Source organism: Isoptericola variabilis 225, assembly GCF_000215105.1.
Lineage (GTDB): Bacteria > Actinomycetota > Actinomycetes > Actinomycetales > Cellulomonadaceae > Isoptericola > Isoptericola variabilis_A.
The window spans coordinates 3,093,444-3,117,315 of sequence record NC_015588.1 but is presented as its reverse complement, the minus strand read 5'-3'; the positions used below and the strand labels follow the sequence as shown (position 1 = coordinate 3,117,315).

Sequence of the window (23,872 nt, the reverse complement as noted above, 5' to 3'; positions counted from 1 at the left end):
CCGCCGAGGTAGCGCACCGCGCGCCGAGGTAGCGCACCGCGCGCCGAGGTAGCGCACCGCGCGCCGAGGTAGCGCGTCCCTCGGCGTCAGTCGCGGGCGGTGAGGACGATCGGGCCGTCCTCGGTGATCGCGATGGTGTGCTCGCTGTGCGCACCGCGCGACCCGTCGACCGACCGGAGCGTCCAGCCGTCGGGGTCGGTGTAGATCTCGTCGGTCGTCTCGAGGAACCACGGCTCGATCGCGACGACGAGGCCGGGCCGCAGCGGGAACCCGCGGCCGGGGCGGCCGTCGTTCGGCACGTGGGGGTCGCCGTGCATCGTGCGGCCGACGCCGTGGCCGCCGAAGTCCGTGTTGATCGAGTAGCCCGCCTCGCGCGCGACGGCGGCGATCGCGGCCGAGACGTCACCGATCTTGTTGCCCGGCCGGGCGGCCGCGATGCCGGCCTCGAGCGCGACCTCGGTCGTCCGGATGAGCTTCTCGTCGGCCGCCGCGCGCTCGGGCGTGGGCGACGTCCCGACGACGAACGACAGGGCCGAGTCGGCGACCCAGCCGTCGACCGCCACGGCGAAGTCGATGCTCAGCAGGTCGCCGTCGCGCAGCGCGTAGTCGTGCGGCAGGCCGTGCAGGACGGCGTCGTTGACCGACGTGCAGATGACCTTGCCGAACGGCATCGCGCCGAACGACGGGTGGTAGTCGATGTAGCAGGACTCCGCGCCGCGCTCCTTGATCATCCGGTGCGCGAGCTCGTCGAGCTCCAGCAGGTTCGTCCCCACGCGCGCGGCCTCGCGGACCGCGGTCAGCACCTCCGCGACGAAACGTCCGGCGGGGCGCATCTCCTCGATCTCGCGCGGGGTCCTCAGCTCGATCATGGTGGTCCTTTCCGTGCAGGGGATGGCACAAGGGTGTCACGGATCGTCACCGAGTCGTGACCCGACTTCGCCCGTGTTCCGGTTGCGCACACCACGTGACCTGCGGTCGACTCAGGACAGGCACGTGTGCACTGGTCAGCCCCTGTGTCTCGTGCCTGGCCGCACCGGACCGCCGGCGGTGATCCCCGCCGACGGGCCCACGACGCAGTGGAGGGGTTAGGGATGACCAGACGAACGACGACGGCGCGCCGGAGGAGCATGGCGCTCGTGGCAGGAGGCGCCGGTCTCGCACTCGTCCTCGCCGCGTGCGGTGGCGGCGGCGACGGCGAAGGTGGCGGCGGTGGCGGTGGCGGCGGTGAAGGCGGCGGCGGAACCGCCGAGGACATCGACTGCGCGGCGTACGAGGAGTTCGGCGACCTCGAGGGCACGACGGTCAGCGTCTACACCTCGATCGTCGAGCCGGAGGCCGAGCAGCAGGAGGCCTCCTACGACGCGTTCGAGGAGTGCACCGGCGTGACGGTCGAGTACGAGGGCTCGCGCGAGTTCGAGGCGCAGCTGCTCGTCCGGCTCCAGGCGGGCAACGCGCCCGACATCGCCTACCTGCCGCAGCCCGGCCTGCTCAACACGATCGTGAACGACTTCCCCGACGCCATCGTCCCGGCTCCCGAGCAGACGGTCGCGAACGTCGACGAGTTCTTCAACGAGTCCTGGAAGGAGTACGGCACGGTCGACGGCACGTTCTACGCCGCCCCGCTCGGCGCGAACGTCAAGTCCTTCGTGTGGTACTCGCCCGCGATGTTCGAGGACGCCGGCTACGAGGTCCCCGAGACGTGGTCCGACATGATGGACCTCACCCAGCAGATCGCCGACTCGGGCGCGATCCCGTGGTGCGCCGGCGTGGAGTCCGGCGACGCGACCGGCTGGCCCGCCACCGACTGGATCGAGGACGTCGTGCTCCGCACCGCGGGCCCCGAGGTCTACGACCAGTGGTACACCCACGAGATCCCGTTCAACGACCCGCAGATCGTCGATGCGTTCGAGACGGCGGGCGAGATCCTCAAGAACCCGGCCTACGTCAACGGCGGCCTCGGCGGCGTCGACTCGATCGCGACGACGCCGTGGACCGACGCGGGCTACCCGATCCTCGAGGGCTCGTGCTGGATGCACCGCGCCGCGAACTACTACCAGACGCAGTGGCCCGAGGGCACCGAGGTCGCCCCGGACGGCGACGTCTACGCGTTCTACCTGCCGACCGACCAGACGGACGTCCGCCCGGTCCTCGGCGGCGGCGAGTTCGTCGCGGCCTTCAACGACCGTCCTGAGGTGCAGGCGTTCCAGACCTACCTGGCGAGCCCGGACTGGGCGAACCAGAAGGCCCTCGCCACGCCGAACGGCGGCTGGGTCAGCGCGAACACGGGCCTCGACCCGGAGAACCTGGCGACCGAGTTCGACAAGCTCTCCTACGAGATCCTCGCCGACCCGAACGCGGTGATCCGCTTCGACGCGTCCGACCTCATGCCCGGCGAGGTCGGGGCCGGGACGTTCTGGACCGGCATGGTCAACTGGTTCACGGGTGCCGACACGCAGGAGGTCGTGGACCAGATCGAGAACAGCTGGCCCCAGTAGCCACCACGGCCGGACCGCCGGTCCCGCGGCAGCGCGCCGCGGGACCGGCGGCCCGGCCCTCGTCGTCTTGAAGGAGAACATCGGTGACCTGGCTCCTCGAACCGAGCAACGTCGGTGAGAAGTTCGCCGTCATGGTGGTGGCGATCCTGCTGTTCGTCGTCGTCATGGGGCTGATCCTGTTCCTCGTGGACCGGCCCAAGCGGATCCCCTCGTGGGTCGTCGCGGTCGGCTTCGTCGGCCCCGCGCTGCTGCTGCTCGCGTACGGCCTCATGCGGCCGGCGCTCATCACGCTCTGGAACTCGTTCTTCAACCGCAACGGCACCGCGTTCGTCGGCTTCGACAACTACACGGCCTCGTTCACGCAGCCGCAGTTCCAGCGCGTGCTCCTCGTCACCGCCGCGTGGGTCATCCTCGCGCCGCTGCTGAGCACGGTCATCGGCCTCGTGTACGCCGTCCTGGTCGACCGCACGCGCTTCGAGCGCCTCGCCAAGGCGCTCATCTTCGTCCCCATGGCGATCTCCATGGTCGGCGCGTCGATCATCTGGAAGTTCGTCTACGAGTTCCGGCCCGACCAGCCGGGCGTCCAGCAGACGGGTCTGCTCAACCAGGTGCTCATGTGGCTCGGTCTGCCACCGCAGCAGTTCCTCATCGGGCAGCCGTGGAACACCGCCTTCCTCATCGTCGTCATGATCTGGATCCAGACCGGTTTCGCGATGACGGTGCTCTCGGCCGCGATCAAGGCGATCCCCGACGACATCACCGAGGCGGCGCGGCTCGACGGCCTCACGGGCGTCGGCATGTTCCGGTACATCACCGTGCCGAGCATCCGGCCCGCTCTCGTCGTCGTGCTCACCACGATCGCGATGGCGACGCTCAAGGCCTTCGACATCGTCAGGACCATGACGGGCGGCCAGTTCGGCACGCAGGTCGTCGCGAACGAGTTCTACACGCAGGCGTTCCGGCAGAACAACCAGGGGCTGGCCTCGGCCCTCGCCGTGCTCCTGTTCGTCCTCGTGATCCCGATCATCGCGTACAACGTGCGGCAGATGCGCCTGGCGGAGGAGATCCGATGACCAGCACCCCGACCCCCGGCCAGGCGGTCACCGCCAGGCCCGCCGAAGAGGTCGCCGCGACCCAGCCGCGCAAGCTCAGCCGGCTCGAGAAGCGCGCGATCGCCACCAAGGGCAAGCTCAGCTCGCCCTGGGCGTCGCTCACGGCGATCATCATCGCGATCCTGTGGACGATCCCCTCGGTCGGCCTGCTCGTCACGTCGTTCCGGCCCGAGCTCGACATCCGCCGCTCCGGCTGGTGGACCGTCATCCCCGGGCTGTTCAACGGCGAGGCCGAGTTCACGACCGAGAACTACGAGACGGCGCTCTACGGCACCGGCAACCTGGCGACGTTCTTCGTCAACACGATCGTCATCACGCTGCCAGCGGTCGTCATCCCGATCACCATCGCGCTGCTCGCCGCGTACGGGTTCGCGTGGATCGAGTTCCGCGGCCGCGAGATCCTCTTCGTCGCGGTGTTCGCGCTCCAGGTGGTCCCGCTCCAGGTGGCCCTGATCCCGCTGCTGCGGGACTACGTCGACCTGGGCGTCAACGGCACGTTCTGGACCGTGTGGCTGTCGCACTCGATCTTCGCCCTGCCGCTGGCGATCTTCCTGCTGCACAACTTCATGAAGGACATCCCGCGCTCGCTCGTCGAGGCGGCCCGCGTCGACGGCGCGGGGCACGTGAAGATCTTCTTCCAGGTGCTCTTCCCGCTGCTCGTGCCGGCCATCGCGGCCTTCGGGATCTTCCAGTTCCTGTGGGTCTGGAACGACCTGCTGGTGGGCCTGACCTTCACCGACACGCCGTACCGGCCGATCACGGTGGCCATCGCCGAGCTCGCGGGCTCGCGCGGAGGCGACTGGCACCTGCTCACGGCCGGTGCGTTCGTCGCGATGATCGTCCCGCTCGTCGTGTTCGTCGCGCTCCAGCGGTACTTCGTCCGCGGCATGCTCGCGGGCGCGGTCAAGGGCTGAGCGACCCGCGGACGACGACGGCGGCCCGGGCGAAGGTGCCCGGGCCGCCGTCGTGCTGCGGTGCGGTCGCGCGTGGTCGTCAGACGGCGGCCGGTGCGGTCGTCTCCACGCCCTTGGGGTCGGCGCCGAAGCGGTTCGGGCCACGGGTGCCCTCGAGCACGCAGAAGACGAGCAGGACGATGCCGCCGACGAACGGCACGAGGCCGATGAACCACCAGAAGCCGCTGCGGTCGGTGTCGTGCAGGCGGCGGACGGTCACGGCGATCGACGGGATGAGCAGCGCGAGGGAGACCAGGTTCGCGAGGATCCCGGTGGCGCCGTAGGTCGGCAGACCCGTCACGGGGTCGATCTGGAAGCCGCCGGTCGCGCCGGCGAGGGCGGCGAGGACGGCGCCCACGAGCACGTTGAACAGGGCCCAGTACCAGAACTCGGAACGGCGGGCGCGGCCGGAGAAGGTGGCGTACTTGGAGAAGACGGACTTGATGGCGTCCAGGAAGGACATGCGGACCTCACTGTGTCGGTGAACCGGCCGGAGACGCCCGGCCGCGTCGGACAGTAGAGGACCGCACACCCGGCGTCCAGCATTCATGGACATTTCCTTCACATCCGCTCTCGCGGCGTCGAGGGCCGCGGAGCGGGCGGGCGCTCCGCACGGCGCCGCGGCGTAGGCTCCCCGCGTGTCCTCCGCGCCCGCCACGCCCCCGAGCCCGCCCGCCGTCGCCGCCGGACCGCTCGACCGCGTGCCGGCGCCGGCGCTCTTCGTGGTGTCGGGCCTGACGCTGTACCTGGGCGCCGCGGTCGCCGTCGGGCTCTTCGAGACGCTCGGTGCACCCACCGTGAGCTGGTGGCGCATCGTGCTGGCCGCCGTCGTGCTGCTCGCGTGGCGCCGCCCGTGGCGCCGGGCGTGGACGCGCCGGCAGCTCGCCTGGGCCTCGTTGTTCGGCGTGGTCCTCGCGGCGATGAACATCGTCTTCTACGTGGGCATCGACCACCTGCCGCTCGGCGTCGCGGTCGCGATCGAGTTCTGCGGACCGGTCGCGGTCGCGGCGGTCACCGGGCGCGGCTGGCGCGAGCGGGGCGCGATCGTCGTCGCCGCGGCCGGCGTCGTCCTGCTCGCCGGCATCACGCTCGAGTCCGACCTCGAGCGCGCCGACGTCGTGATCGGCCTCGCGGCCATCTTCGTCGCCGCGGCCTGCTGGGCAGGCTACATCGTCCTGGGCAAGCGGGTCGCCGGGGCCGCGGGCTCGGGCATCGACGGGCTCGCGGTCGGCATGCTCGCGGGGGCCGTCGTCTTCGCCCCGTTCTTCGGCGGGTCGGTCACCACGGTCGTGCCCGACGTCGGTCTGCTCGCGTTCCTCCTGGTCGTGGCGGTGTGCTCGTCGGTCGTCCCGTACGTGCTCGACCAGGTCGTGCTGCGTCGCGTGGGCACGGCGACGTTCTCCGTGCTGCTCGCCCTGCTGCCCGCGACCGCCGTCGTCGTCGGCGCCGTCGTCCTCGGCCAGGTGCCGAGCTGGCCCGAGCTCGTGGGGCTCGCGCTCATCTCGGGCGCGATCGCGATGACCGCGACCGCGCGGTAGCGGCCGGGCACCGCGCGGCCGCCGCGCGTCAGAGGTACTGGCCCGGCGAGGGGCGGCCGTCCTCGGGCCGGTGCTGGCCGGGACCGCCGGGGCCGAACAGGGCCGGGTGCGCCCCCGGCGGGAGCTGCCGGCGCATCTGCGAGAGCTGGGCCTGCGCCGCCATCTGCTGCGCGACGAGCGCGGTCTGGATGCCGTGGAACAGCCCCTCGAGCCAGCCGACGAGCTGCGCCTGGGCGACGCGCAGCTCGGCGTCCGACGGGGCGCCGTCGTCGCTGAACGGCAGCGTGATGCGGTGCAGCTCCTCGACCAGGTCGGGCGACAGCCCGTCCTCGAGCTCGTGGATCGAGCGCTCGTGGATCTCGGCGAGCCGGGTGCGGGCCGCCTCGTCGAGCGGGGCGTCGCGCACCTCGTCGAGCAGGCGCTTGATCATGCCGCCGATGCGCATGACCTTCGCGGGCTCCTCGATGCGCGAGGTCTCGTCGTCCTCGTCCGCCTCGCCCTCGGCCGGTGCCTCGGTCGGGACCTCGGTGCCGTCGGGCGTCACCACCCGCGGGTGCTGCTCGGTGCGGCCGTCCTCGGTGGCGGGGTCGGCCTGCGCGGTCTCGTCCGGGGTGCTCACGTCGCGGTCCGTCATGGCACCAGTCTGTCCCAAGCCGGGCCCCCGCGTCAGGGCAGGAGCAGGACCTTCCCGAAGGCCTCACCGGAGGCGAGCAGGTCCTGCGCGGCCTCGGCCTCGGCGAGCGGCAGACGCGCGTGCACGACGGGCCGCACCCGGCCGTCCGCGACCATGGGCCACACGTGCTCGCGCACGGCCGCGACGATCGCGGCCTTCTCCTCGGCGGAGCGCGAACGCAGCGTCGTGCCGGTCACCTGGGCGCGCTTGGACATGAGCGCGCCGAGGTCGAGCTCGCCGCGCCGGCCCTTCTGGAGCCCGATGACGACGAGGCGCCCGCCCGGCGCGAGGACGCGGACGTTGTCCGGCAGGTACTTCGCGCCGACGACGTCGAGCACGACGTCGGCCCCGTGGCCCGAGGAGGCGGACCGGACGCCGGCGACGAAGTCGTCGCGGCGGTGGTCAAGACCGGCGACCGCACCGAGCTCGACGCACCGCGCGGCGCGCTCCGGCCCGCCCGCCGTCGCGACGACGTGCGCGCCGAGCGCCGTCGCGAGCTGGACCGCGACGGAGCCGACGCCGCCCGAGCCGCCGTGCACCAGGACCCACTCGCCGGCGGTGAGGCGGGCCGTGTCGACGAGGTTGGTCCACGCGGTGCACACGGCCTCGGGGAGGCCCGCGGCGTCGACCAGGTCGACGCCGTCGGGCGCAGGCAGCACCTGCGTCTCGCGCACCACCACGCGCTCCGCGTACCCGCCGCCCTCGAGCAGCGCGACGACCTCGTCGCCGACACGCCAGGACGACACGCCGGGTCCGACGCCCGAGACCACACCGGAGACCTCGAGTCCCGGCCACTCGGGCGCACCGGGGGGCGGGGGGTACTGACCTGCCCGTTGCAGCAGGTCAGCGCGGTTGACGCCCGCCGCCACGACGTCGATCGCGACCTCTCCGGCGTCCGGTTCGCGCAGGTTCACCTGGGATAGGGTGAGTTTCCTCGAGGCGCCTGCTGCCGATATCGTCACCGCTCGCACACCGGTGGAGCCTACCCGTGCGCCCTCACAGCACCCCGAGCGGCGCGGCGGCCCCTCGCGGGGTGCACGGACCATCGAGGGCCGAACCGGCAAGGTCTGCGGCGCGGCCCCCGACCGAACAGTGATGGAGAGAGGTACCGATGCTCCGCAGGTTGGGCGTTCGCGGGAAGATCCTTGCGACACTCGCCGTGCCGATCTTCGTCCTTGCCATGGTCGCGGTCTGGATCTCCTGGACCTCGTTGCAGGAGATGCGCCAGGCCGAGCAGACGTCCGACCTCATCGCGAGCCTCGAGGCGCAGGACCGGGCGGGCACGGCGTTCGCGCAGGAACGCGCGCTGAACATCGCCGTCTCGCTCGGGATCCCCGGCGCGCAGGCGCAGCTCGAGGCGGCACAGGAGGAGACGGATGCGGCTATCGCCGCCCGCGACGCGCTCCTGCGCACCATCGAGACGGACGCGCTCGACCCCAAGGTCGGGGAGGCCGTGCGCCGCACGATAAACGACCGCGGCTCGGTCGACCTGCTGCAGAACCAGGTCCTCGCGGGCACCGTCCCCGAGGCCGAGGCCACCGCCCGGTACGACCAGATCATCGGCAACGCGCTCGAGGTGCCGCGCGCCCTCGCGGCCACGACCGCCGACCGTGACCTCGCCCAGCGGGTCGAGGCGTACGTGGCGCTCGACGAGGTGCTGCTGAGCAACACCGAGGAGCGTCCGTACGTGGGCTACGTCCTCGGCCGGATCGCGGCGGGCGAGCAGCCCGAGACCGAGCCCCTGCTGCGCGCCCTGTCACTGATCAGCACGAGCGACACGCTCCGGGCCGAGGCCCAGACCGCCCTGGACCGGGTCCCCGGCCACCAGGTCGTGCCGTCGTTCTCCGGGGCGTTCGGCGACGTCCGCTCCGCGGTCCTCACGAGCCAGTTCGACGCGATCGACCCGCAGTCGGCGCGCCAGTGGTCCACCCTCTCGCAGGAGTGGGTCGAGAAGACCCGTCCCGTGCGCGACGACGTCCGGAGCGAGACCGCGGAGTTCGCGGCCGGCCTCGCGACCTCGTCGTGGGAGCGCCTGCTCATCACCGCCGGCGTCGCGTTCGGCGTCGTGGTCCTGTCCTTCGTGCTCGCGATCCTCATCGCCCGCGGCATCGTCACGCCGCTGCGGCGCCTGACGCACGCCACGGCCCAGGTGCGCGAGCGCCTGCCGCAGATGGTCGAGCAGATGACGGTGCCCGGCCAGGCGCCGTCGGTCGAGCTCGTGCAGATCCCGGTCGAGTCGAGCGACGAGGTCGGCCGCCTCGCCGCGGCGTTCAACGACGTCAACGCCACGACCATGGAGGTCGCCCGCGAGCAGGCGGCGCTCCGCGGCTCGATCGCCGAGATGTTCGTCAACGTCGCCCGCCGCGACCAGGTCCTCCTCAACCGCCAGCTCGCGTTCCTCGACGAGCTCGAGCGCTCCGAGGAGGACCCGAGCACGCTGTCGAACCTCTTCCGGCTCGACCACCTCGCGACCCGTATGCGCCGCAACGCCGAGTCGCTCCTCGTCCTCGCGGGCATCGACTCGGGCCGTCGGGTGCGCCAGCCGATGCCGGTCTCCGACGTCATCCGTACGGCGTCGTCCGAGATCGAGCTGTACGACCGCGTGCGCCTCGACCTGCACGTCGACCCGCTCATGCTCGGGCACAACGCGCTCAACGCGGCCCACCTGCTCGCGGAGCTCCTCGAGAACGCGACGATGTTCTCCGAGCCGCACACGCCGGTCGAGGTCTCGACCGGCCAGGACGAGCGCGGCGTCGTCGTGACGGTCCGCGACCACGGTCTCGGCATGTCCGACCAGGAGCTCGCCGAGGCGAACACCAAGGTCGCCAGCCGCGCCGCGTCCGACGCGGTCGGCGCGCAGCGCCTCGGCCTCTTCGTGGTGGGCCGCCTCGCCGACCGCCTCGGCGCGACCGTCACGTTCGCCAAGGGCCACGGCGGCGAGGGCACGGTCGCCACGGTCGTGTTCCCGGCGGTCCTCTTCGTGCCCGACGACGCCGTCCCGCTCCCGCAGCCGACCGACCCGCTCGAGGCGTCGACCCAGGCCGCGGTCGCGAGTCTGACGCAGCGCTCCGAGCCGGCCGTGGCGACGGCCGACCGGGCGACGGTGCCGACGACGGGCCTCACGCCGGCCGCCCCGCTCGCCCCCGCGGCGTCCGAGCCCTCGCGGCCCGAGCCCGCTCACCAGCCGACGACGGCCGCGATGCCGATCGCGTCCGCGGCCGCGCCGGCCGTCGAGCCGGAGGCGCCCGCCGCCGTCCCGGTCGACCTGGACGCGCTCACGGACGGCACGACGTCGGCCGGCATGCCGCGCCGCCGCCGCAGCGAGCCCGCGCCCGAGTCGGGGCCCATCGTGCTGCCGCCGCTCGAGACGCCCGAGCTGCCGGACCTCGGCGACACGCAGGTGGACGCGTGGACGCCGCCGAGCGAGGTCGCGGCTCCCGACGCGTCCCTGCCGAGCCGCAGCCGCAGCGGGTCCGTGGTGCCGGCCGAGCCCGAGCCGGAGCCCGCCCCCACGGCCCCGGTTCTCGACGTCGACCAGCGCACCACGCTGTTCTCGAGCTTCCGCTCGATGGACGCGCTCGACACGTCGGCCACCGAGACGACGCTCCAGCTCGACGCCGTGACCGAGGACCCGGCCTCGCTGCCGGACGAGCTCGAGTCGCAGGAGCAGCCCGCCGCGACGGTCGTGCCCGTGCCCGACGAGCCCGCCGAGCCCGAGGAGTCGGCGCAGGCGGCAGAGCTCGCGGAGCCCGCGGAGGCGGCCTGGGCCCCGGCGGAGGCTGCTCCGGCGGCGGAGGCCGCGCAGCCGGAGAGCGCGTGGGCACCGCGTCCGGCCGACCCCACCGAGCCGGAGAGCGCGTGGGCGCCCCGCCCGACCGACCCGGCGCCGGCGTGGGAGCCGCGCCCGGCCGAGCCGGTCGCGGAGCAGGCGCCCGAGCCGGTCTCCGAGCAGGCGGCCGCGCAGACGGACGAGCAGGCGTCGGCCGCACCGGCCGAGGGCTCGACGTTCCAGTCGCTGCCCGCGTTCGAGGAGCTCATGTCCGACCTCCCGACGCGACGCGCGGTGCGCGAGGCGGCGAACGCCGGGCGCAAGCGGGGCCTCTTCGGCCGCCGGCCGGCGACCGACGCGGCGGCCGGCTCGGCGTCCGCGTCGACGGCCGGCTCGGCGGCGAGCCCGGCGGCTCCGGAGCAGCCCGCCGCGGGCCCGCTCGTGCCTCCGCCCGCCGCGGCCGCGTCCCCGGCCCACCAGGTGCTCGCGCCGCCCGCGAGCCCGGTGACGCCGGCAGCCCCGCCGGCGCCCGTGCCGCCGCGCACGTCCGTCACCGGCCTGCGCCCCTCGGCGCCCGAGCCGGTGGCGTACCAGCCGCGTGCCTTCGAGCCGGCGCCGTCGCCCGTGGCCCCCCAGGCCGCCCCGGCGGCCGAGGCGGCGCCGCAGGCCCCGTCGTCGTACACCCCGCGGCCGGCGCAGGACGAGGCGCCGCCGCGCACCACGACGTCGTACGGGGAGTCGGTGCTCCCGCTGCGGTCGACGTCGGGCGCCGTCGACCCGCTCGACCCGCACCACGTGCCCGACACCGTCGAGGCCCGCTCGGAGTGGATGGCCTCCGCCGTCCTGTACGAGGAGATGTCGAGCCTGCTGCGGCGCGGCGTCTTCCAGGAAGAGACCGTGACCGCGCAGAACGACGAGCAGACCTACCGCCCCACCGTCGTCGCAGAGGCCGGCAACGGCCTGACGCGCCGCCACCGTGGTGACGAGCCCGCCACGCCCGCCGAGCGCTTCACCGCGCGGATCGAGCGCGACCCCGAGCAGCTGCGGGCGCGCCTGTCGGCGTTCCAGTCCGCGACCCTGCGCGGCCGCTCGGAGGCGTCCGCCTCCGAGACGGTCTCGACGGGGACGGGGTCGACCGTGAATGATGTCCCTGGATCGGCGCCGCAGTCGCGGTGACCTGCGCCTTCGGCGTACCTGACGAGGAGGAAGCGTGACCCTCAGTACTGAAGCGACCAACTTCGGGTGGCTTCTCGACAACTTCGTCCGGACCGTGCCGGGCACCCGGCACACGCTGGTGGTGTCGGCCGACGGCCTGCTCATGGCGATGTCCGACCAGCTCGACCGCACCAGCGGCGACCAGCTCGCCGCGATCGTCTCCGGCATGTCGAGCCTCACGCGCGGCGCGTCGCGCCAGCTCCACGGCGGCAACGTCCGTCAGGCCATCGTCGAGATGGACAACGGGTTCCTGTTCCTGATGAACGTCTCCAACGGGTCCGTGCTCGCCGTCGTCGCCGAGTCGACCTGCGACATCGGCCTGATCGGCTACGAGATGGCGATGCTCGTCTCGCGCACGGAGGCGACCCTCACGCCGCAGCTCATCTCGGAGATGCGAGGAAACCTGCCGGTCGACGGTCAGACGCGCGCCGCCGCGTCGATGGGATGAGGTCGAGACGATGACGCACGCACCGTTCGGTTCCCTGGGCTCGCACTCCGCGGACGGCTACGAGGCTGCCACGGTGCGTCCCTACGCGGTCACGGGCGGCCGCGTCCGCTCCGCGATGTCGGACCTCCCGCTCGAGGCGCTGGTCGAGGTCCTGCCCGGGGCGGTGAGCAGCTACGGCCTGACACCGGAGAAGCGCGCGATCCTCCAGCACGCCGCGCACACCTACGTGTCGATCGCCGAGCTCTCGGCCCTGCTGCGCCTGCCGGTCGGCGTGGTCCGCGTCCTCGTCGCGGACATGCAGGAGGAGGGGCACATCACCGTGCACACCTCGACCCCGGTCAACGTCCACACGGGTCACGGCAGCACCCACTCGGGCCTGTCCCTGAGCGTCTTGGAGAGTGTTCTCAATGGCATTTCCGCCCTCTGACAGCGCGACGCGCGGCGCGTCCGGCGGGTTCGCCCCCGCCTGGGCGCCCGTCTCGCAGCCCGCGGGCGCCCCGAGCGCGCCCGCGGCCGGCGGCGCTTCCGGCGCCCCGGGCGGCGCGCCCGGAACCCCGGGCACGGCACCCGCGCGCCAGAGCGTCCTCGGGGGTGGGGGCGGGCAGGTGCACGCGGCCTCGGCCGCCACGCCGTCGGCACCGCCCGCGCAGCGCCCGGACGCGGCCCAGCCCGCCGCGCCCGCCCACTACGGCCAGCCGGCGCAGTACGCGCAGCAGCCGGTGCAGCAGGCCGCCCAGACGCCGGCGCCCGCCGCCGGGCAGGGTGTCGCGCGCGGTCCGGCGGGCCGGCCGGGTGGCGCGGCCCCGACCGTGACGAAGATCGTCGTGGCCGGAGGCTTCGCCGTCGGCAAGACGACGTTCATCGGCTCCATCTCCGACGTCGAGCCGCTCAACACCGAGGCCGCGATGACCGAGCACTCGGTCGGCGTGGACGACGCGGGCGGCGTCTCGGACCGCAAGACCACGACGACGGTCGCGATGGACTTCGGCCGCGTCGCCCTGCCGGGCAACCTCTGGCTCTACCTGTTCGGCACGCCCGGCCAGGACCGCTTCCTGTTCATGTGGGACGACCTGGTGCGCGGCGCGATCGGCGCCGTCGTCCTGGTCGACACCGACCGCCTCGAGCAGTGCTTCCCCGCGATCGACTACTTCGAGTCGCGCAAGGTGCCGTTCGTCGTCGGCGTGAACTGCTTCGACGGCGTCGCCAAGCACCGCCTCGAGGACGTGCGCGAGGCCCTGCAGATCCCGGCGCACGTGCCGATGCTCTACACCGACGCCCGCTCCCGGGCCGCCACCAAGCAGACGCTCATCGCCCTCGTGCAGCTGGCCATGCGCCAGCTCCGCTCGGGCGCCGGCTCCTGACCGGGCCCCCACTACACTGGGGACCCGCGCGGGCGGCCCGGCCGCCCGCGAGGAGGGCTGACAGAGCGGCCGAATGTGACGGTCTTGAAAACCGTTGTGGGGCGACCCACCGGGGGTTCGAATCCCTCGCCCTCCGCGTCGTGCGCCGCACGGCGCGAGCCCCGAAGGCCCGGACCGGTACGCCGGCCCGGGCCTTCGGCGCACCGCGAGCCTGCCGCTTTGCCGCGGGGGTGCCCGGGCGGTTACTCTGGGCGCCGCGGCAGGCTGCGGGCCGGTCGCGAGGAGACGTCGCATAGTCTGGTCTAGTGCGCCACCCTGCTAAGGTGGTAACGGGGCAACCCGTTCGCGGGTTCAAATCCCGCCGTCTCCGCCAGGAAGGCTCCGGCTGCGTCGACGCCCGGGGCCTTTTCTGTTGCCCGAACCGGCTCCCGGTGCCCGACGGCGGTGGCGTCCGTCACGATCGGCCCCGCGGGTTTGGGGAACGGCGACGGGGGAGGTAATGTTCTCGTCGGCCGGTGCGCAAGCGCACCGCACGCGCCCGTAGCTCAACGGATAGAGCATCTGACTACGGATCAGAAGGTTGGGGGTTCGAATCCCTCCGGGCGCACGCTGAGCGGGCGGCTCGATCCTCATCCAGGATCGGGCCGTTTCGCGTTTACAGCCCCAACGGGGTGGCTCGAGCAGCGAGGTCCTGTCGCCGTCGTGACCCGACGTCGGCCGATCCGGCCTGGCCCCGTCCCGTCGTGCCCGCCGGCGGCCGCGCGCCTCCGGGGTGCGCGGCGGGTGCTGCAGGACAAGAGAGGGGATCGATCGCATGAGCGATGAGACCTGGAAGACACTCGCCATCGTCCTCTACATGGCGGCGATGCTGGTGATCGGCTACGCGGCGTTCCGCAACACCAAGGACCTGGACGACTACATGCTCGGCGGGCGCCGGCTTCCCCCGAGCGTCGCCGCCCTCAGCGCCGGGGCGTCGGACATGTCCGGGTGGCTCCTCATGGGTCTGCCCGGCGCGATCTACGTCGCCGGGCTCGTCGAGGCGTGGATCGCCATCGGCCTGACCATCGGCGCCTGGCTCAACTGGACGTTCGTGGCGCCGCGCCTGCGCGCCTACACCGAGGTCTCGAACAACTCCATCACCATCCCGAGCTTCTTCGAGAACCGGCTCCGGGACACCTCGCACCTCATCCGCATCGCCGCGGGCGTCATCGTGCTGGTGTTCTTCACGTTCTACGTGTCGTCCGGCATCGTGGCCGGCGGGACGTTCTTCGAGAGCTCGTTCGGCCTGAGCTACACGACGGGCATGCTCGTCGTCGGCGGCGTGACGCTCGCCTACACCCTCTTCGGAGGCTTCCTCGGCGCCACGTGGACCGACGTCGCGCAGGGCCTCCTCATGCTGCTCGCGCTCGTCGCGGTACCGGTGGTGGCGTTCGTCGAGCTCGGAGGCTGGGGTCCCGTGCGCGACGGCATCCTCGCCGCGGACACGAGCGCGGCGGCCGACCACCTGTCGTTCGTCGCGGGTGCGACGGCGACCGGCGTGATCTCGGCGGCGGCGTGGGGCCTGGGGTACTTCGGCCAGCCGCACATCATCGTGCGCTTCATGGCGATCCGGTCGCCCGAGGACGCGAAGGCCGGCCGCCGCGTCGGCATCACCTGGATGGTCGTCACCGCCGTCGGCGCGATCGTCACCGGTCTCATCGGTGTCGCCTACGTCAACAGCACCGGGGGCACCCTCGAGAACCCCGAGACGGTCTTCCTCGTGCTCTCGCAGGTGCTGTTCCACCCGTTCGTCGCGGGTCTCGTGCTCGCCGCGGTGCTCGCCGCGATCATGTCGACGATCTCGTCGCAGCTCGTCGTCTCGTCCTCCGCGCTCGTCGAGGACCTCGTCAAGATGACCGGCAGGGAGATGTCGGCGCGCGTCCAGGTGATGCTGGGGCGCGCCGCGGTGCTCCTCGTCGCGATCGTCGCGGGGCTCATCGCCCTCGACCGCAGCTCGACGATCCTCGACCTGGTCGGCTTCGCGTGGGCCGGCTTCGGCGCGGCCTTCGGCCCGATCGTGCTGCTGAGCCTCTACTGGCGTCGCCTGACGCGGTGGGGTGCGCTCGCCGGCATGGTGACCGGTGCGGTCGTCGCGTTCGCGTGGGGGCAGTCCGCCCTCAGCGACACGCTGTACGAGATCGTGCCGGGTTTCGTGCTCGGTGGCCTCGTCGCGATCCTGGTGAGCCTCGCGAGCCCGCGGCCGGCCGACGACATCGGCGAGGAGTTCGACGACGCGCGCCGGTTCACCCGGGGTCAGACCGAGGACCCCACCCCGACCGTCGCCTGACGACCCGCGCGCACACCCAAGGCCCGCTCCCGACCAGGGGGCGGGCCTCCGGCGTTCCCGGGCTCGGGCCATGTCCTCTCCGGGGCTCGGGCCTCGACTTCGACGAGCGAGCGCTCGTGTCCAAGGTGGGGCGGCGCCCGGCGCCGGCCGGGGCGGCGGGAATACCGTGCCGCGTGGCCCCGTTGGCACCTGGTGTCACGGCGGTGAACCGTGCCTGGCGCGACGCCGGGACGCGGGTCGCGACGACGTGTCGTGCGCCACGCTCCACCGCGTTGACGTGGCCCAGGCGTCTGAGTAATGTTCTCTGACGTCAGCCCGACGGGCCGACGGACACCGAGGAGACAGCCGAGAGGCTGGGTACCGGTGGCCGCGCCGGGGCTGGAACCATCTCCCTCAGGTTCGAGGCGTTTCGTGCGCCCCGAAAGGATGGGCCGGAGAGGTTCCGAGGTCCAGATCGTCAGAATCGCGAGATTCGGCCGGTTTGCGAAGCAGGAACCGATCGGGTAAGTTTGAGGGGTTGCCCCGGACGGGGTCGGAGCCTTGGGGGTTTCGGCCTGGATGGTGTGCGTCGGTTGTTTGAGAACTCAACAGTGTGCTTGATAGTCAATGCCAAGTATTTTTGAACCCTGTCCGGGTTGCCGCGCCTTTTGGGTGTGGTGGTCTGGTGGGATTCCTTTGGATGGACTGAGCTAGTGATAGTTTGGTCTGGCCAGTATCGATCAAGCGCCCGGTCGTGCCTTTGTGGTGCGTGGGTGTTTGTTTTCTCTTTTACGGAGAGTTTGATCCTGGCTCAGGACGAACGCTGGCGGCGTGCTTAACACATGCAAGTCGAACGGTGAAGCCCAGCTTGCTGGGTGGATCAGTGGCGAACGGGTGAGTAACACGTGAGCAACCTGCCCTCCACTTCGGGATAAGCCTTGGAAACGGGGTCTAATACCGGATATGAGCGCTCATCGCATGGTGGGTGTTGGAAAGTTTTTCGGTGGGGGATGGGCTCGCGGCCTATCAGCTTGTTGGTGGGGTGATGGCCTACCAAGGCTTCGACGGGTAGCCGGCCTGAGAGGGCGACCGGCCACACTGGGACTGAGACACGGCCCAGACTCCTACGGGAGGCAGCAGTGGGGAATATTGCACAATGGGCGCAAGCCTGATGCAGCGACGCCGCGTGAGGGATGACGGCCTTCGGGTTGTAAACCTCTTTCAGCAGGGAAGAAGCGCAAGTGACGGTACCTGCAGAAGAAGCGCCGGCTAACTACGTGCCAGCAGCCGCGGTAATACGTAGGGCGCAAGCGTTGTCCGGAATTATTGGGCGTAAAGAGCTCGTAGGCGGTCTGTCGCGTCTGGTGTGAAAACCCGAGGCTCAACCTCGGGCTTGCATCGGGTACGGGCAGACTAGAGTGCGGTAGGGGAGACTGGAATTCCTGGTGTAGCGGTGGAATGCGCAGATATCAGGAGGAACACCGATGGCGAAGGCAGGTCTCTGGGCCGCAACTGACGCTGAGGAGCGAAAGCATGGGGAGCGAACAGGATTAGATACCCTGGTAGTCCATGCCGTAAACGTTGGGCACTAGGTGTGGGGCTCATTCCACGAGTTCCGTGCCGCAGCTAACGCATTAAGTGCCCCGCCTGGGGAGTACGGCCGCAAGGCTAAAACTCAAAGGAATTGACGGGGGCCCGCACAAGCGGCGGAGCATGCGGATTAATTCGATGCAACGCGAAGAACCTTACCAAGGCTTGACATGCACCGGAAACACTCAGAGATGGGTGCCCCGTAAGGTCGGTGCACAGGTGGTGCATGGTTGTCGTCAGCTCGTGTCGTGAGATGTTGGGTTAAGTCCCGCAACGAGCGCAACCCTTGTCCCATGTTGCCAGCGGGTTATGCCGGGGACTCATGGGAGACTGCCGGGGTCAACTCGGAGGAAGGTGGGGATGACGTCAAATCATCATGCCCCTTATGTCTTGGGCTTCACGCATGCTACAATGGCCGGTACAGAGGGCTGCGATACCGTAAGGTGGAGCGAATCCCAAAAAGCCGGTCTCAGTTCGGATTGGGGTCTGCAACTCGACCCCATGAAGTCGGAGTCGCTAGTAATCGCAGATCAGCAACGCTGCGGTGAATACGTTCCCGGGCCTTGTACACACCGCCCGTCAAGTCACGAAAGTTGGTAACACCCGAAGCCCATGGCCCAACCGGTTCGCCGGGGGGAGTGGTCGAAGGTGGGACTGGCGATTGGGACTAAGTCGTAACAAGGTAGCCGTACCGGAAGGTGCGGCTGGATCACCTCCTTTCTAAGGAGCACTCGTATCCCCGTGCACCGTGGTGCGTCCGGTGGGTCTCTTCGTGGGGGCCGGCCGGGTGGGGGTAGAGGAGGACCGCTGCAGGTGCCGATCGTGCGCCTGGTGGTCGCTCGAGGGTGGAACGTTGACCGTAGAGCCTTTCGTGCACCTGGTGTGCCGGCTAGTACGCCCCTGTGGGGTGGGAAGACCGGTGCGGGGGTGTGGGGGTTCGGAGAGCACACTGTTGGGTCCTGAGACAGCCGGCCGCGTTGGTCGGGGGTTTCAGTGGGTAGCGGGTCACCGGTCGGTGCCGAACCGCTTCCACGCGTCCCCTCGTGGGGGGGTGTGGGGGTAGGCGCGCCTGGGGCTGGTGGGTTCGTCCGTAGCTTGAGAACTGCACAGTGGACGCGAGCATCCCAGATGTTCGAGGACCCTTCGACGGGTGCGTGCCGAGGCTTTCGGGCCTGGGTGGGTGCTGGTTGGTGGGTCGTCTTGGACTCTGCGAAATATTTGTAGTGTGTGTCGAAGTTTTTAAGGGCACAGGGTGGATGCCTTGGCACTAGGAGCCGAAGAAGGACGTGGTAGCCTGCGATAAGCCTCGGGGAGCTGGCAAACGAGCTGTGATCCGAGGGTGTCCGAATGGGGGAACCCGGCCCAAGTCATGTTGGGTCACCTGTACCTGAATTCATAGGGTGCAGGGGGGAACGTCGGGAAGTGAAACATCTCAGTACCGGCAGGAAGAGATATTCCGTGAGTAGTGGCGAGCGAAAGCGGATGAGGCCAAACCGTGCACGTGGTAAAGCTGTCAGGCGTTGCGTGTGCGGGGTTGTGGGACCTTCTTGGAGTCGCTGACACGACTCCGGCCAGTGAGAAAGCCGTGTCATAGCCGAACCGGGTTGAAAACCGGACCACAGTGGGTGTGAGTCCCGTAGGCGAAATGGTGCGGCCTGGCGGAGGGGATCCCAAGTAGCACGGGGCCCGAGAAATCTCGTGTGAATCTGGCAAGACCACTTGCTAAGCCTAAATACTCCCTAGTGACCGATAGCGGACCAGTACCGTGAGGGAAAGGTGAAAAGTACCCCGGGAGGGGAGTGAAATAGTACCTGAAACCGTGTGCCTACAATCCGTCGGAGCCTCCTTGGTTGGGGTGACGGCGTGCCTTTTGAAGAATGAGCCTGCGAGTTAGTGCTCGGTGGCGAGGTTAACCCGTGCGGGGTAGCCGTAGCGAAAGCGAGTCCGAACAGGGCGATTGAGTCGCCGGGTCTAGACCCGAAGCGAAGTGATCTAGCCATGGGCAGGTTGAAGCGCCGGTAAGACGGCGTGGAGGACCGAACCCACCAGGGTTGAAAACCTGGGGGATGACCTGTGGTTAGGGGTGAAAGGCCAATCAAACTTCGTGATAGCTGGTTCTCCCCGAAATGCATTTAGGTGCAGCGTCGTGTGTTTCTTGCCGGAGGTAGAGCTACTGGATGGCCGATGGGCCTCACCGGGTTACTGACGTCAGCCAAACTCCGAATGCCGGTAAGAGTAAGCACGGCAGTGAGACTGCGGGGGATAAGCTCCGTAGTCGAGAGGGAAACAGCCCAGACCACCGGCTAAGGCCCCTAAGCGTGTGCTCAGTGGGAAAGGATGTGGAGTTGCACAGACAACCAGGAGGTTGGCTTAGAAGCAGCCACCCTTGAAAGAGTGCGTAATAGCTCACTGGTCAAGTGATTCCGCGCCGACAATGTAGCGGGGCTCAAGTACACCGCCGAAGCCGTGGCACCCACACGATCGCCCAGCCGTACCCCTCGGGGTGTGGTTCAGGTGTGTGGGTGGGTAGGGGAGCGTCGTGTGGGCGGTGAAGCCGCGGAGTGATCCAGCGGTGGAGGCCACACGAGTGAGAATGCAGGCATGAGTAGCGAAAGACGGGTGAGAAACCCGTCCGCCGAATGACCAAGGGTTCCAGGGCCAGGTTAATCCGCCCTGGGTAAGTCGGGACCTAAGGCGAGGCCGACAGGCGTAGTCGATGGACAAGGAGTTGATATTCTCCTACCGGCGAAGAACCGCCCATACCGAGCCCGGTGATACTAACCACCCCAAGCCGGCCACCGACACCTTCGGGTGTCACCGGCCGGGGCGGCGTGGGACCTGAACCGGTAGTAGGTAAGCGTGTTAACAGGGGTGACGCAGGAAGGTAGCCCGGCGTGGCGATGGTTGACCACGTCCAAGGCCGTAGCCCGTCCCGTAGGCAAATCCGCGGGACATACAGGGTGAGAGCTGACGGTGACCGCGTAGGCGGGAACAGGGTGATCCTCAGCTGCCAAGAAAAGCCTCGACGCGAGGTTCTAGCCGCCCGTACCCCAAACCGACTCAGGTGGTCAGGTAGAGAATACCGAGGCGATCGAGCGAATCGTGGTTAAGGAACTCGGCAAAATGCCCCCGTAACTTCGGGAGAAGGGGGGCCTGAACCGTGACCCGGACATGCTCCGGTGAGCGGGGAGGGCCGCAGAGACCAGGGAGAAGCGACTGTTTACTAAAAACACAGGTCCGTGCGAAGTCGCAAGACGATGTATACGGACTGACGCCTGCCCGGTGCTGGAAGGTTAAGAGGACGGGTCAGCCGCAAGGCGAAGCCCAGAATTTAAGCCCCAGTAAACGGCGGTGGTAACTATAACCATCCTAAGGTAGCGAAATTCCTTGTCGGGTAAGTTCCGACCTGCACGAATGGCGTAACGACTTCTCCGCTGTCTCAACCGCGAGCTCGGCGAAATTGCACTACGAGTAAAGATGCTCGTTACGCGCAGCAGGACGGAAAGACCCCGGGACCTTTACTACAGCTTGGTATTGGTGTTCGGTGCGGCTTGTGTAGGATAGGTGGGAGACTATGAAGCTCACGCGCCAGCGTGGGTGGAGTCATCGTTGAAATACCACTCTGGCCGCATCGACCATCTAACCTCGGTCCGTGATCCGGATCAGGGACAGTGCCTGGTGGGTAGTTTAACTGGGGCGGTTGCCTCCCAAAGAGTAACGGAGGCGCTCAAAGGTTCCCTCAGCCTGGTTGGCAATCAGGTGTCGAGTGCAAGTGCACAAGGGAGCTTGACTGTGAGACCGACAGGTCGAGCAGGGACGAAAGTCGGAACTAGTGATCCGGCGGTGGCTTGTGGAAGCGCCGTCGCTCAACGGATAAAAGGTACCCCGGGGATAACAGGCTGATCTTGCCCAAGAGTCCATATCGACGGCATGGTTTGGCACCTCGATGTCGGCTCGTCGCATCCTGGGGCTGGAGTAGGTCCCAAGGGTTGGGCTGTTCGCCCATTAAAGCGGTACGCGAGCTGGGTTTAGAACGTCGTGAGACAGTTCGGTCCCTATCCGCTGCGCGCGCAGGAAACTTGAGAAGGGCTGTCCCTAGTACGAGAGGACCGGGACGGACGAACCTCTGGTGTGCCAGTTGTACTGCCAAGTGCACCGCTGGTTAGCTACGTTCGGAAGGGATAACCGCTGAAAGCATCTAAGCGGGAAGCCTGCTTCAAGATGAGGTTTCCATCCACCCTCGTGGTGGGAGAGGCACCCAGCGAGACCACTGGGTAGATAGGCCGGATGTGGAAGACAGGACCAACGACTGTCGCAGCTGACCGGTACTAATCAGCCGACAACTTCAACACCCACTCCTTCAATGCACGCGTCCACTGTGCGGTTCCCGAGCAACGGGCACCACCCCCACCACCACACCACCAGGTGCGGCGGCACCGGGGGCACCCCGAACAGCTCCATACAGTTACGGCGGTCATAGCGAAGGGGAAACGCCCGGTCCCATTCCGAACCCGGAAGCTCAGCCCTTCAGCGCCGATGGTACTGCCCCCGCCAGGGGGTGGGAGAGTAGGACGCCGCCGGACACCCTTCACACGAAAGGCCCACCTTCATGGTGGGCCTTTCGTGCTTTCCGGGGTTCTAGGCCACGGGCGATGTCGGTGGCTCGATCTAGCCGGGCCGCTAGGCTGCGTGCGTGACTCATGACGCGATCGCGCCCGCCGGCTCGGGATGGCGTCGGCGCCAGTTCCTGTCGCTCGTCGACTTCGGCCGCGCCTCGCTCCGAGCGGAGGGCGGTGCGTCCTGGCTCGACGACGAGGGCCGGCCCGTGACGGACCGCCCGGTCGAGTCGTGGATCACCTGCCGCATGGCGCACGTGTTCGCGCTCGCGCACCTTCTGGGCGTGCCGGAGGCTGACCAGGCGGCCGACCGCGCGCTCGAGGGGCTCCTCGGGTACCTCGCCGACCGTGAGCACGGCGGCTGGGTCGCGTCGCGCGGTCCGGGCGGCGCCGACGTCGTCGCCACGAAGCAGGCGTACGCGCACGCGTTCGTCGTCCTCGCGGGAGCGACCGCAACCGTCGCCGGGCGACCTGGCGCACCCGCGCTCCTCGACGACGCGCTGCGGACTCTCGACGAGCGGTTCTGGGAGGCCGAGCACCGGCTGCACCTCGACGAGCGCTCGGCCGACTGGACCGTCGTCGACCCCTACCGGGGCGTGAACGCCAACATGCACGCCGTCGAGGCGCTGCTCGCCGCGTTCGACGCCACGGGCGAGCGCGAGTGGCTGTCGCGGGCCGCGTCGATCGCGGACCGGGTCGTCGGCTGGGCCGAGGCGAACGGGTGGCGGATCCCCGAGCACTACGACGCGTCGTGGAACGTCCAGCGCGAGCTCAACGCGGACCGGCCGAACGACCCGTTCAAGCCGTACGGGGCGACGCCCGGGCACGGGCTCGAGTGGGCGCGCCTGCTGCTGCAGCTCGACGTCGCCGGCGACACCGCGGGCGAGCGCACCGCCGCGGCGACCGCGCTGTTCGACCGGGCGGCGACGGACGGCTGGGACGGGGACGGGTTCGTCTACACGACCGACTGGGAGGGGCGCCCTGTCGAGCGCCGTCGCTTCCACTGGGTCGCGGCCGAGGCCGTGGCTGCGGCCGACGTCCTCCACCGGGTCACCGGGCAGGAGCGCTTCGCGGATGCCGCCGCGTCGTGGTGGCGGTGGATCGACCTCAACCTGGTGGACCACGAGCGGGGATCGTGGCACCACGAGCTCGACACCGAGAACCGGCCGTCCGGACGGACCTGGGTCGGCAAGCCCGACGTCTACCACGCCGCCCAGGCCGTGATCCTCCCCGACCTCCCGCTGGCGGGGTCGTTCGGCGAGGCCGCGCGGCTGGCCGGCCCCATCCTCGCGCCGACCGGCTCGGCGACGCCGTGAGGATCTCCGCGAAGGCGGACTACGCCGTCCGCGCCGCCGCCGAGCTCGCCGCCGCGGGAGACGGCGTCCCCGTTCCCGCCGAGGCGCTCGCGCGCGCCCAGGGCGTGCCCCACCGCTTCCTCGAGGTCATCCTGAGCGACCTGCGGCGCGAGGGCATCGTCAGCAGCAGGCGCGGCGCGCGGGGCGGCTACGTGCTGGCGCGCCCGGCGTCGGAGGTCACGGTGGCCGACGTCGTGCGCGCCGTCGACGGGCCGCTCGTGTACGTGCGGGACGAGCGGCCCGCCGATCTCGAGTACGGAGGAGCGGCGTCGTCGCTGCTGCACGTCTGGGTCGCCCTGCGCGCCAACGTCCGCGCGGTGCTCGAGCACGTGACGCTCGCGGACCTGGCGGCCGGGGCCGTGCCCGACGTCGTGCGCCGGCTCACCGAGGACGAAGGCGCCTGGTACAACCCCTGAGCGGCGTTCTGCCTCGTCACGGGACG

15 protein-coding genes, 3 tRNA genes and 3 rRNA genes are annotated in these 23,872 nt (G+C 69.8%); 17 read left to right on the top strand and 4 right to left on the bottom strand.

The features are described 5' to 3' along the window. Window positions 1–86 precede the first annotated feature (86 nt). Window positions 87–869, bottom strand: a complete 783-nt coding sequence (gene map, locus ISOVA_RS14370) for a type I methionyl aminopeptidase (protein ID WP_013839922.1) — start codon at window positions 867–869, stop codon at window positions 87–89. Window positions 870–1,091: 222 nt separating this feature from the next. Between map and ISOVA_RS14365 the strand changes: the two genes are divergently transcribed. The 3 genes from ISOVA_RS14365 to ISOVA_RS14355 all read left to right on the top strand — a co-directional run bounded on the left by ISOVA_RS14365 (window position 1,092) and on the right by ISOVA_RS14355 (window position 4,521). Then, window positions 1,092–2,495, top strand: a complete 1,404-nt coding sequence (locus ISOVA_RS14365; protein WP_013839921.1) for an ABC transporter substrate-binding protein — start codon at window positions 1,092–1,094, stop codon at window positions 2,493–2,495. An 83-nt stretch (window positions 2,496–2,578) separates the two neighbouring features. Beyond that, window positions 2,579–3,568, top strand: a complete 990-nt coding sequence (locus ISOVA_RS14360) for a carbohydrate ABC transporter permease (RefSeq protein WP_013839920.1) — start codon at window positions 2,579–2,581, stop codon at window positions 3,566–3,568. After that, entirely contained in the window at window positions 3,565–4,521 is a 957-nt protein-coding gene (locus ISOVA_RS14355) for a carbohydrate ABC transporter permease (RefSeq protein ID WP_013839919.1), read from the top strand. The genes ISOVA_RS14360 and ISOVA_RS14355 overlap by 4 nt, the downstream gene beginning before the upstream one ends. Window positions 4,522–4,600: 79 nt before the next feature. Here the strand turns inward: ISOVA_RS14355 and ISOVA_RS14350 are convergent, their stop codons facing one another. After that, window positions 4,601–5,023 carry a DUF805 domain-containing protein gene (locus tag ISOVA_RS14350; RefSeq protein WP_013839918.1) on the bottom strand — a complete coding sequence of 141 codons (423 nt, stop codon included), beginning with the start codon at window positions 5,021–5,023 and terminating at the stop codon, window positions 4,601–4,603. Window positions 5,024–5,261: 238 nt separating this feature from the next. Between ISOVA_RS14350 and ISOVA_RS14345 the strand changes: the two genes are divergently transcribed. Continuing rightward, the gene (locus tag ISOVA_RS14345; RefSeq protein ID WP_041295524.1) at window positions 5,262–6,098 is read left to right on the top strand and encodes an EamA family transporter; all 837 of its coding nucleotides are present in this window, start codon (window positions 5,262–5,264) and stop codon (window positions 6,096–6,098) included. 28 nt (window positions 6,099–6,126) lie between these two features. Here ISOVA_RS14345 and ISOVA_RS14340 read toward each other — a convergent pair whose 3' ends face one another. Together ISOVA_RS14340 and ISOVA_RS14335 are read right to left on the bottom strand one after the other, a co-directional pair. Next, a complete protein-coding gene (locus tag ISOVA_RS14340; RefSeq protein WP_013839916.1) occupies window positions 6,127–6,732 on the bottom strand; it encodes a bacterial proteasome activator family protein in 606 nt (201 codons plus the stop codon). Between the two features lie 32 nt (window positions 6,733–6,764). Next, complete coding sequence (locus tag ISOVA_RS14335; protein ID WP_013839915.1) at window positions 6,765–7,742, bottom strand: NAD(P)H-quinone oxidoreductase; 978 nt, start codon at window positions 7,740–7,742, stop codon at window positions 6,765–6,767. A 188-nt stretch (window positions 7,743–7,930) separates the two neighbouring features. On the opposite strand from ISOVA_RS14335, the gene ISOVA_RS14330 reads away from it, so the two are divergent. The 13 genes from ISOVA_RS14330 (at window position 7,931) to ISOVA_RS14270 (ending at window position 23,846) form a co-directional block, all read left to right on the top strand. Next, entirely contained in the window at window positions 7,931–11,716 is a 3,786-nt protein-coding gene (locus ISOVA_RS14330) for a nitrate- and nitrite sensing domain-containing protein (protein ID WP_041294920.1), read from the top strand. Window positions 11,717–11,750: 34 nt separating this feature from the next. Continuing rightward, window positions 11,751–12,203, top strand: a complete 453-nt coding sequence (locus ISOVA_RS14325) for a roadblock/LC7 domain-containing protein (protein ID WP_013839913.1) — start codon at window positions 11,751–11,753, stop codon at window positions 12,201–12,203. Window positions 12,204–12,213: 10 nt separating this feature from the next. Then, window positions 12,214–12,630 (top strand): DUF742 domain-containing protein, encoded by a 417-nt coding sequence (locus ISOVA_RS14320; RefSeq protein WP_013839912.1) that lies wholly within the window; start codon window positions 12,214–12,216, stop codon window positions 12,628–12,630. A 382-nt stretch (window positions 12,631–13,012) separates the two neighbouring features. Beyond that, window positions 13,013–13,564: a GTP-binding protein gene (locus tag ISOVA_RS16605; RefSeq protein WP_143762317.1), complete on the top strand. Its 552-nt coding sequence runs from the start codon at window positions 13,013–13,015 to the stop codon at window positions 13,562–13,564. Between the two features lie 51 nt (window positions 13,565–13,615). Continuing rightward, window positions 13,616–13,700 (top strand) — tRNA-Ser (locus ISOVA_RS14310). A gap of 145 nt (window positions 13,701–13,845) precedes the next feature. Then, window positions 13,846–13,937, top strand: a tRNA-Ser gene (locus ISOVA_RS14305). A 161-nt stretch (window positions 13,938–14,098) separates the two neighbouring features. Next, window positions 14,099–14,171, top strand: a tRNA-Arg gene (locus ISOVA_RS14300). A 207-nt stretch (window positions 14,172–14,378) separates the two neighbouring features. Then, window positions 14,379–15,890 carry a sodium/proline symporter PutP gene (gene putP, locus ISOVA_RS14295; RefSeq protein WP_013839910.1) on the top strand — a complete coding sequence of 504 codons (1,512 nt, stop codon included), beginning with the start codon at window positions 14,379–14,381 and terminating at the stop codon, window positions 15,888–15,890. Between the two features lie 767 nt (window positions 15,891–16,657). Continuing rightward, window positions 16,658–18,179 (top strand): 16S ribosomal RNA (locus ISOVA_RS14290). A gap of 509 nt (window positions 18,180–18,688) precedes the next feature. Then, window positions 18,689–21,811, top strand: a 23S ribosomal RNA gene (locus ISOVA_RS14285). Between the two features lie 114 nt (window positions 21,812–21,925). Next, a 5S ribosomal RNA gene (gene rrf / locus ISOVA_RS14280) occupies window positions 21,926–22,042 on the top strand. The 16S, 23S and 5S rRNA genes sit together here, the layout of an rRNA operon. Before the next feature lie 110 nt (window positions 22,043–22,152). After that, entirely contained in the window at window positions 22,153–23,391 is a 1,239-nt protein-coding gene (locus ISOVA_RS14275; RefSeq protein WP_013839909.1) for an AGE family epimerase/isomerase, read from the top strand. Further along, window positions 23,388–23,846, top strand: a complete 459-nt coding sequence (locus tag ISOVA_RS14270; RefSeq protein WP_013839908.1) for an RrF2 family transcriptional regulator — start codon at window positions 23,388–23,390, stop codon at window positions 23,844–23,846. The genes ISOVA_RS14275 and ISOVA_RS14270 overlap by 4 nt, the downstream gene beginning before the upstream one ends. Window positions 23,847–23,872: the final 26 nt, after the last annotated feature.

Bases quoted from the DNA above. Each gene is read 5' to 3' on its own strand.
- map (WP_013839922.1), bottom strand. From the start codon at position 869: ATGATCGAGCTGAGGACCCCGCGCGAGATCGAGGAGATGCGCCCCGCC.
- ISOVA_RS14365 (WP_013839921.1), top strand. From the start codon at position 1,092: ATGACCAGACGAACGACGACGGCGCGCCGGAGGAGCATGGCGCTCGTG.
- ISOVA_RS14355 (WP_013839919.1), top strand. From the start codon at position 3,565: ATGACCAGCACCCCGACCCCCGGCCAGGCGGTCACCGCCAGGCCCGCC.
- ISOVA_RS14350 (WP_013839918.1), bottom strand. From the start codon at position 5,023: ATGTCCTTCCTGGACGCCATCAAGTCCGTCTTCTCCAAGTACGCCACC.
- ISOVA_RS14320 (WP_013839912.1), top strand. From the start codon at position 12,214: ATGACGCACGCACCGTTCGGTTCCCTGGGCTCGCACTCCGCGGACGGC.
- putP (WP_013839910.1), top strand. From the start codon at position 14,379: ATGAGCGATGAGACCTGGAAGACACTCGCCATCGTCCTCTACATGGCG.
- ISOVA_RS14340 (WP_013839916.1), bottom strand. From the start codon at position 6,732: ATGACGGACCGCGACGTGAGCACCCCGGACGAGACCGCGCAGGCCGAC.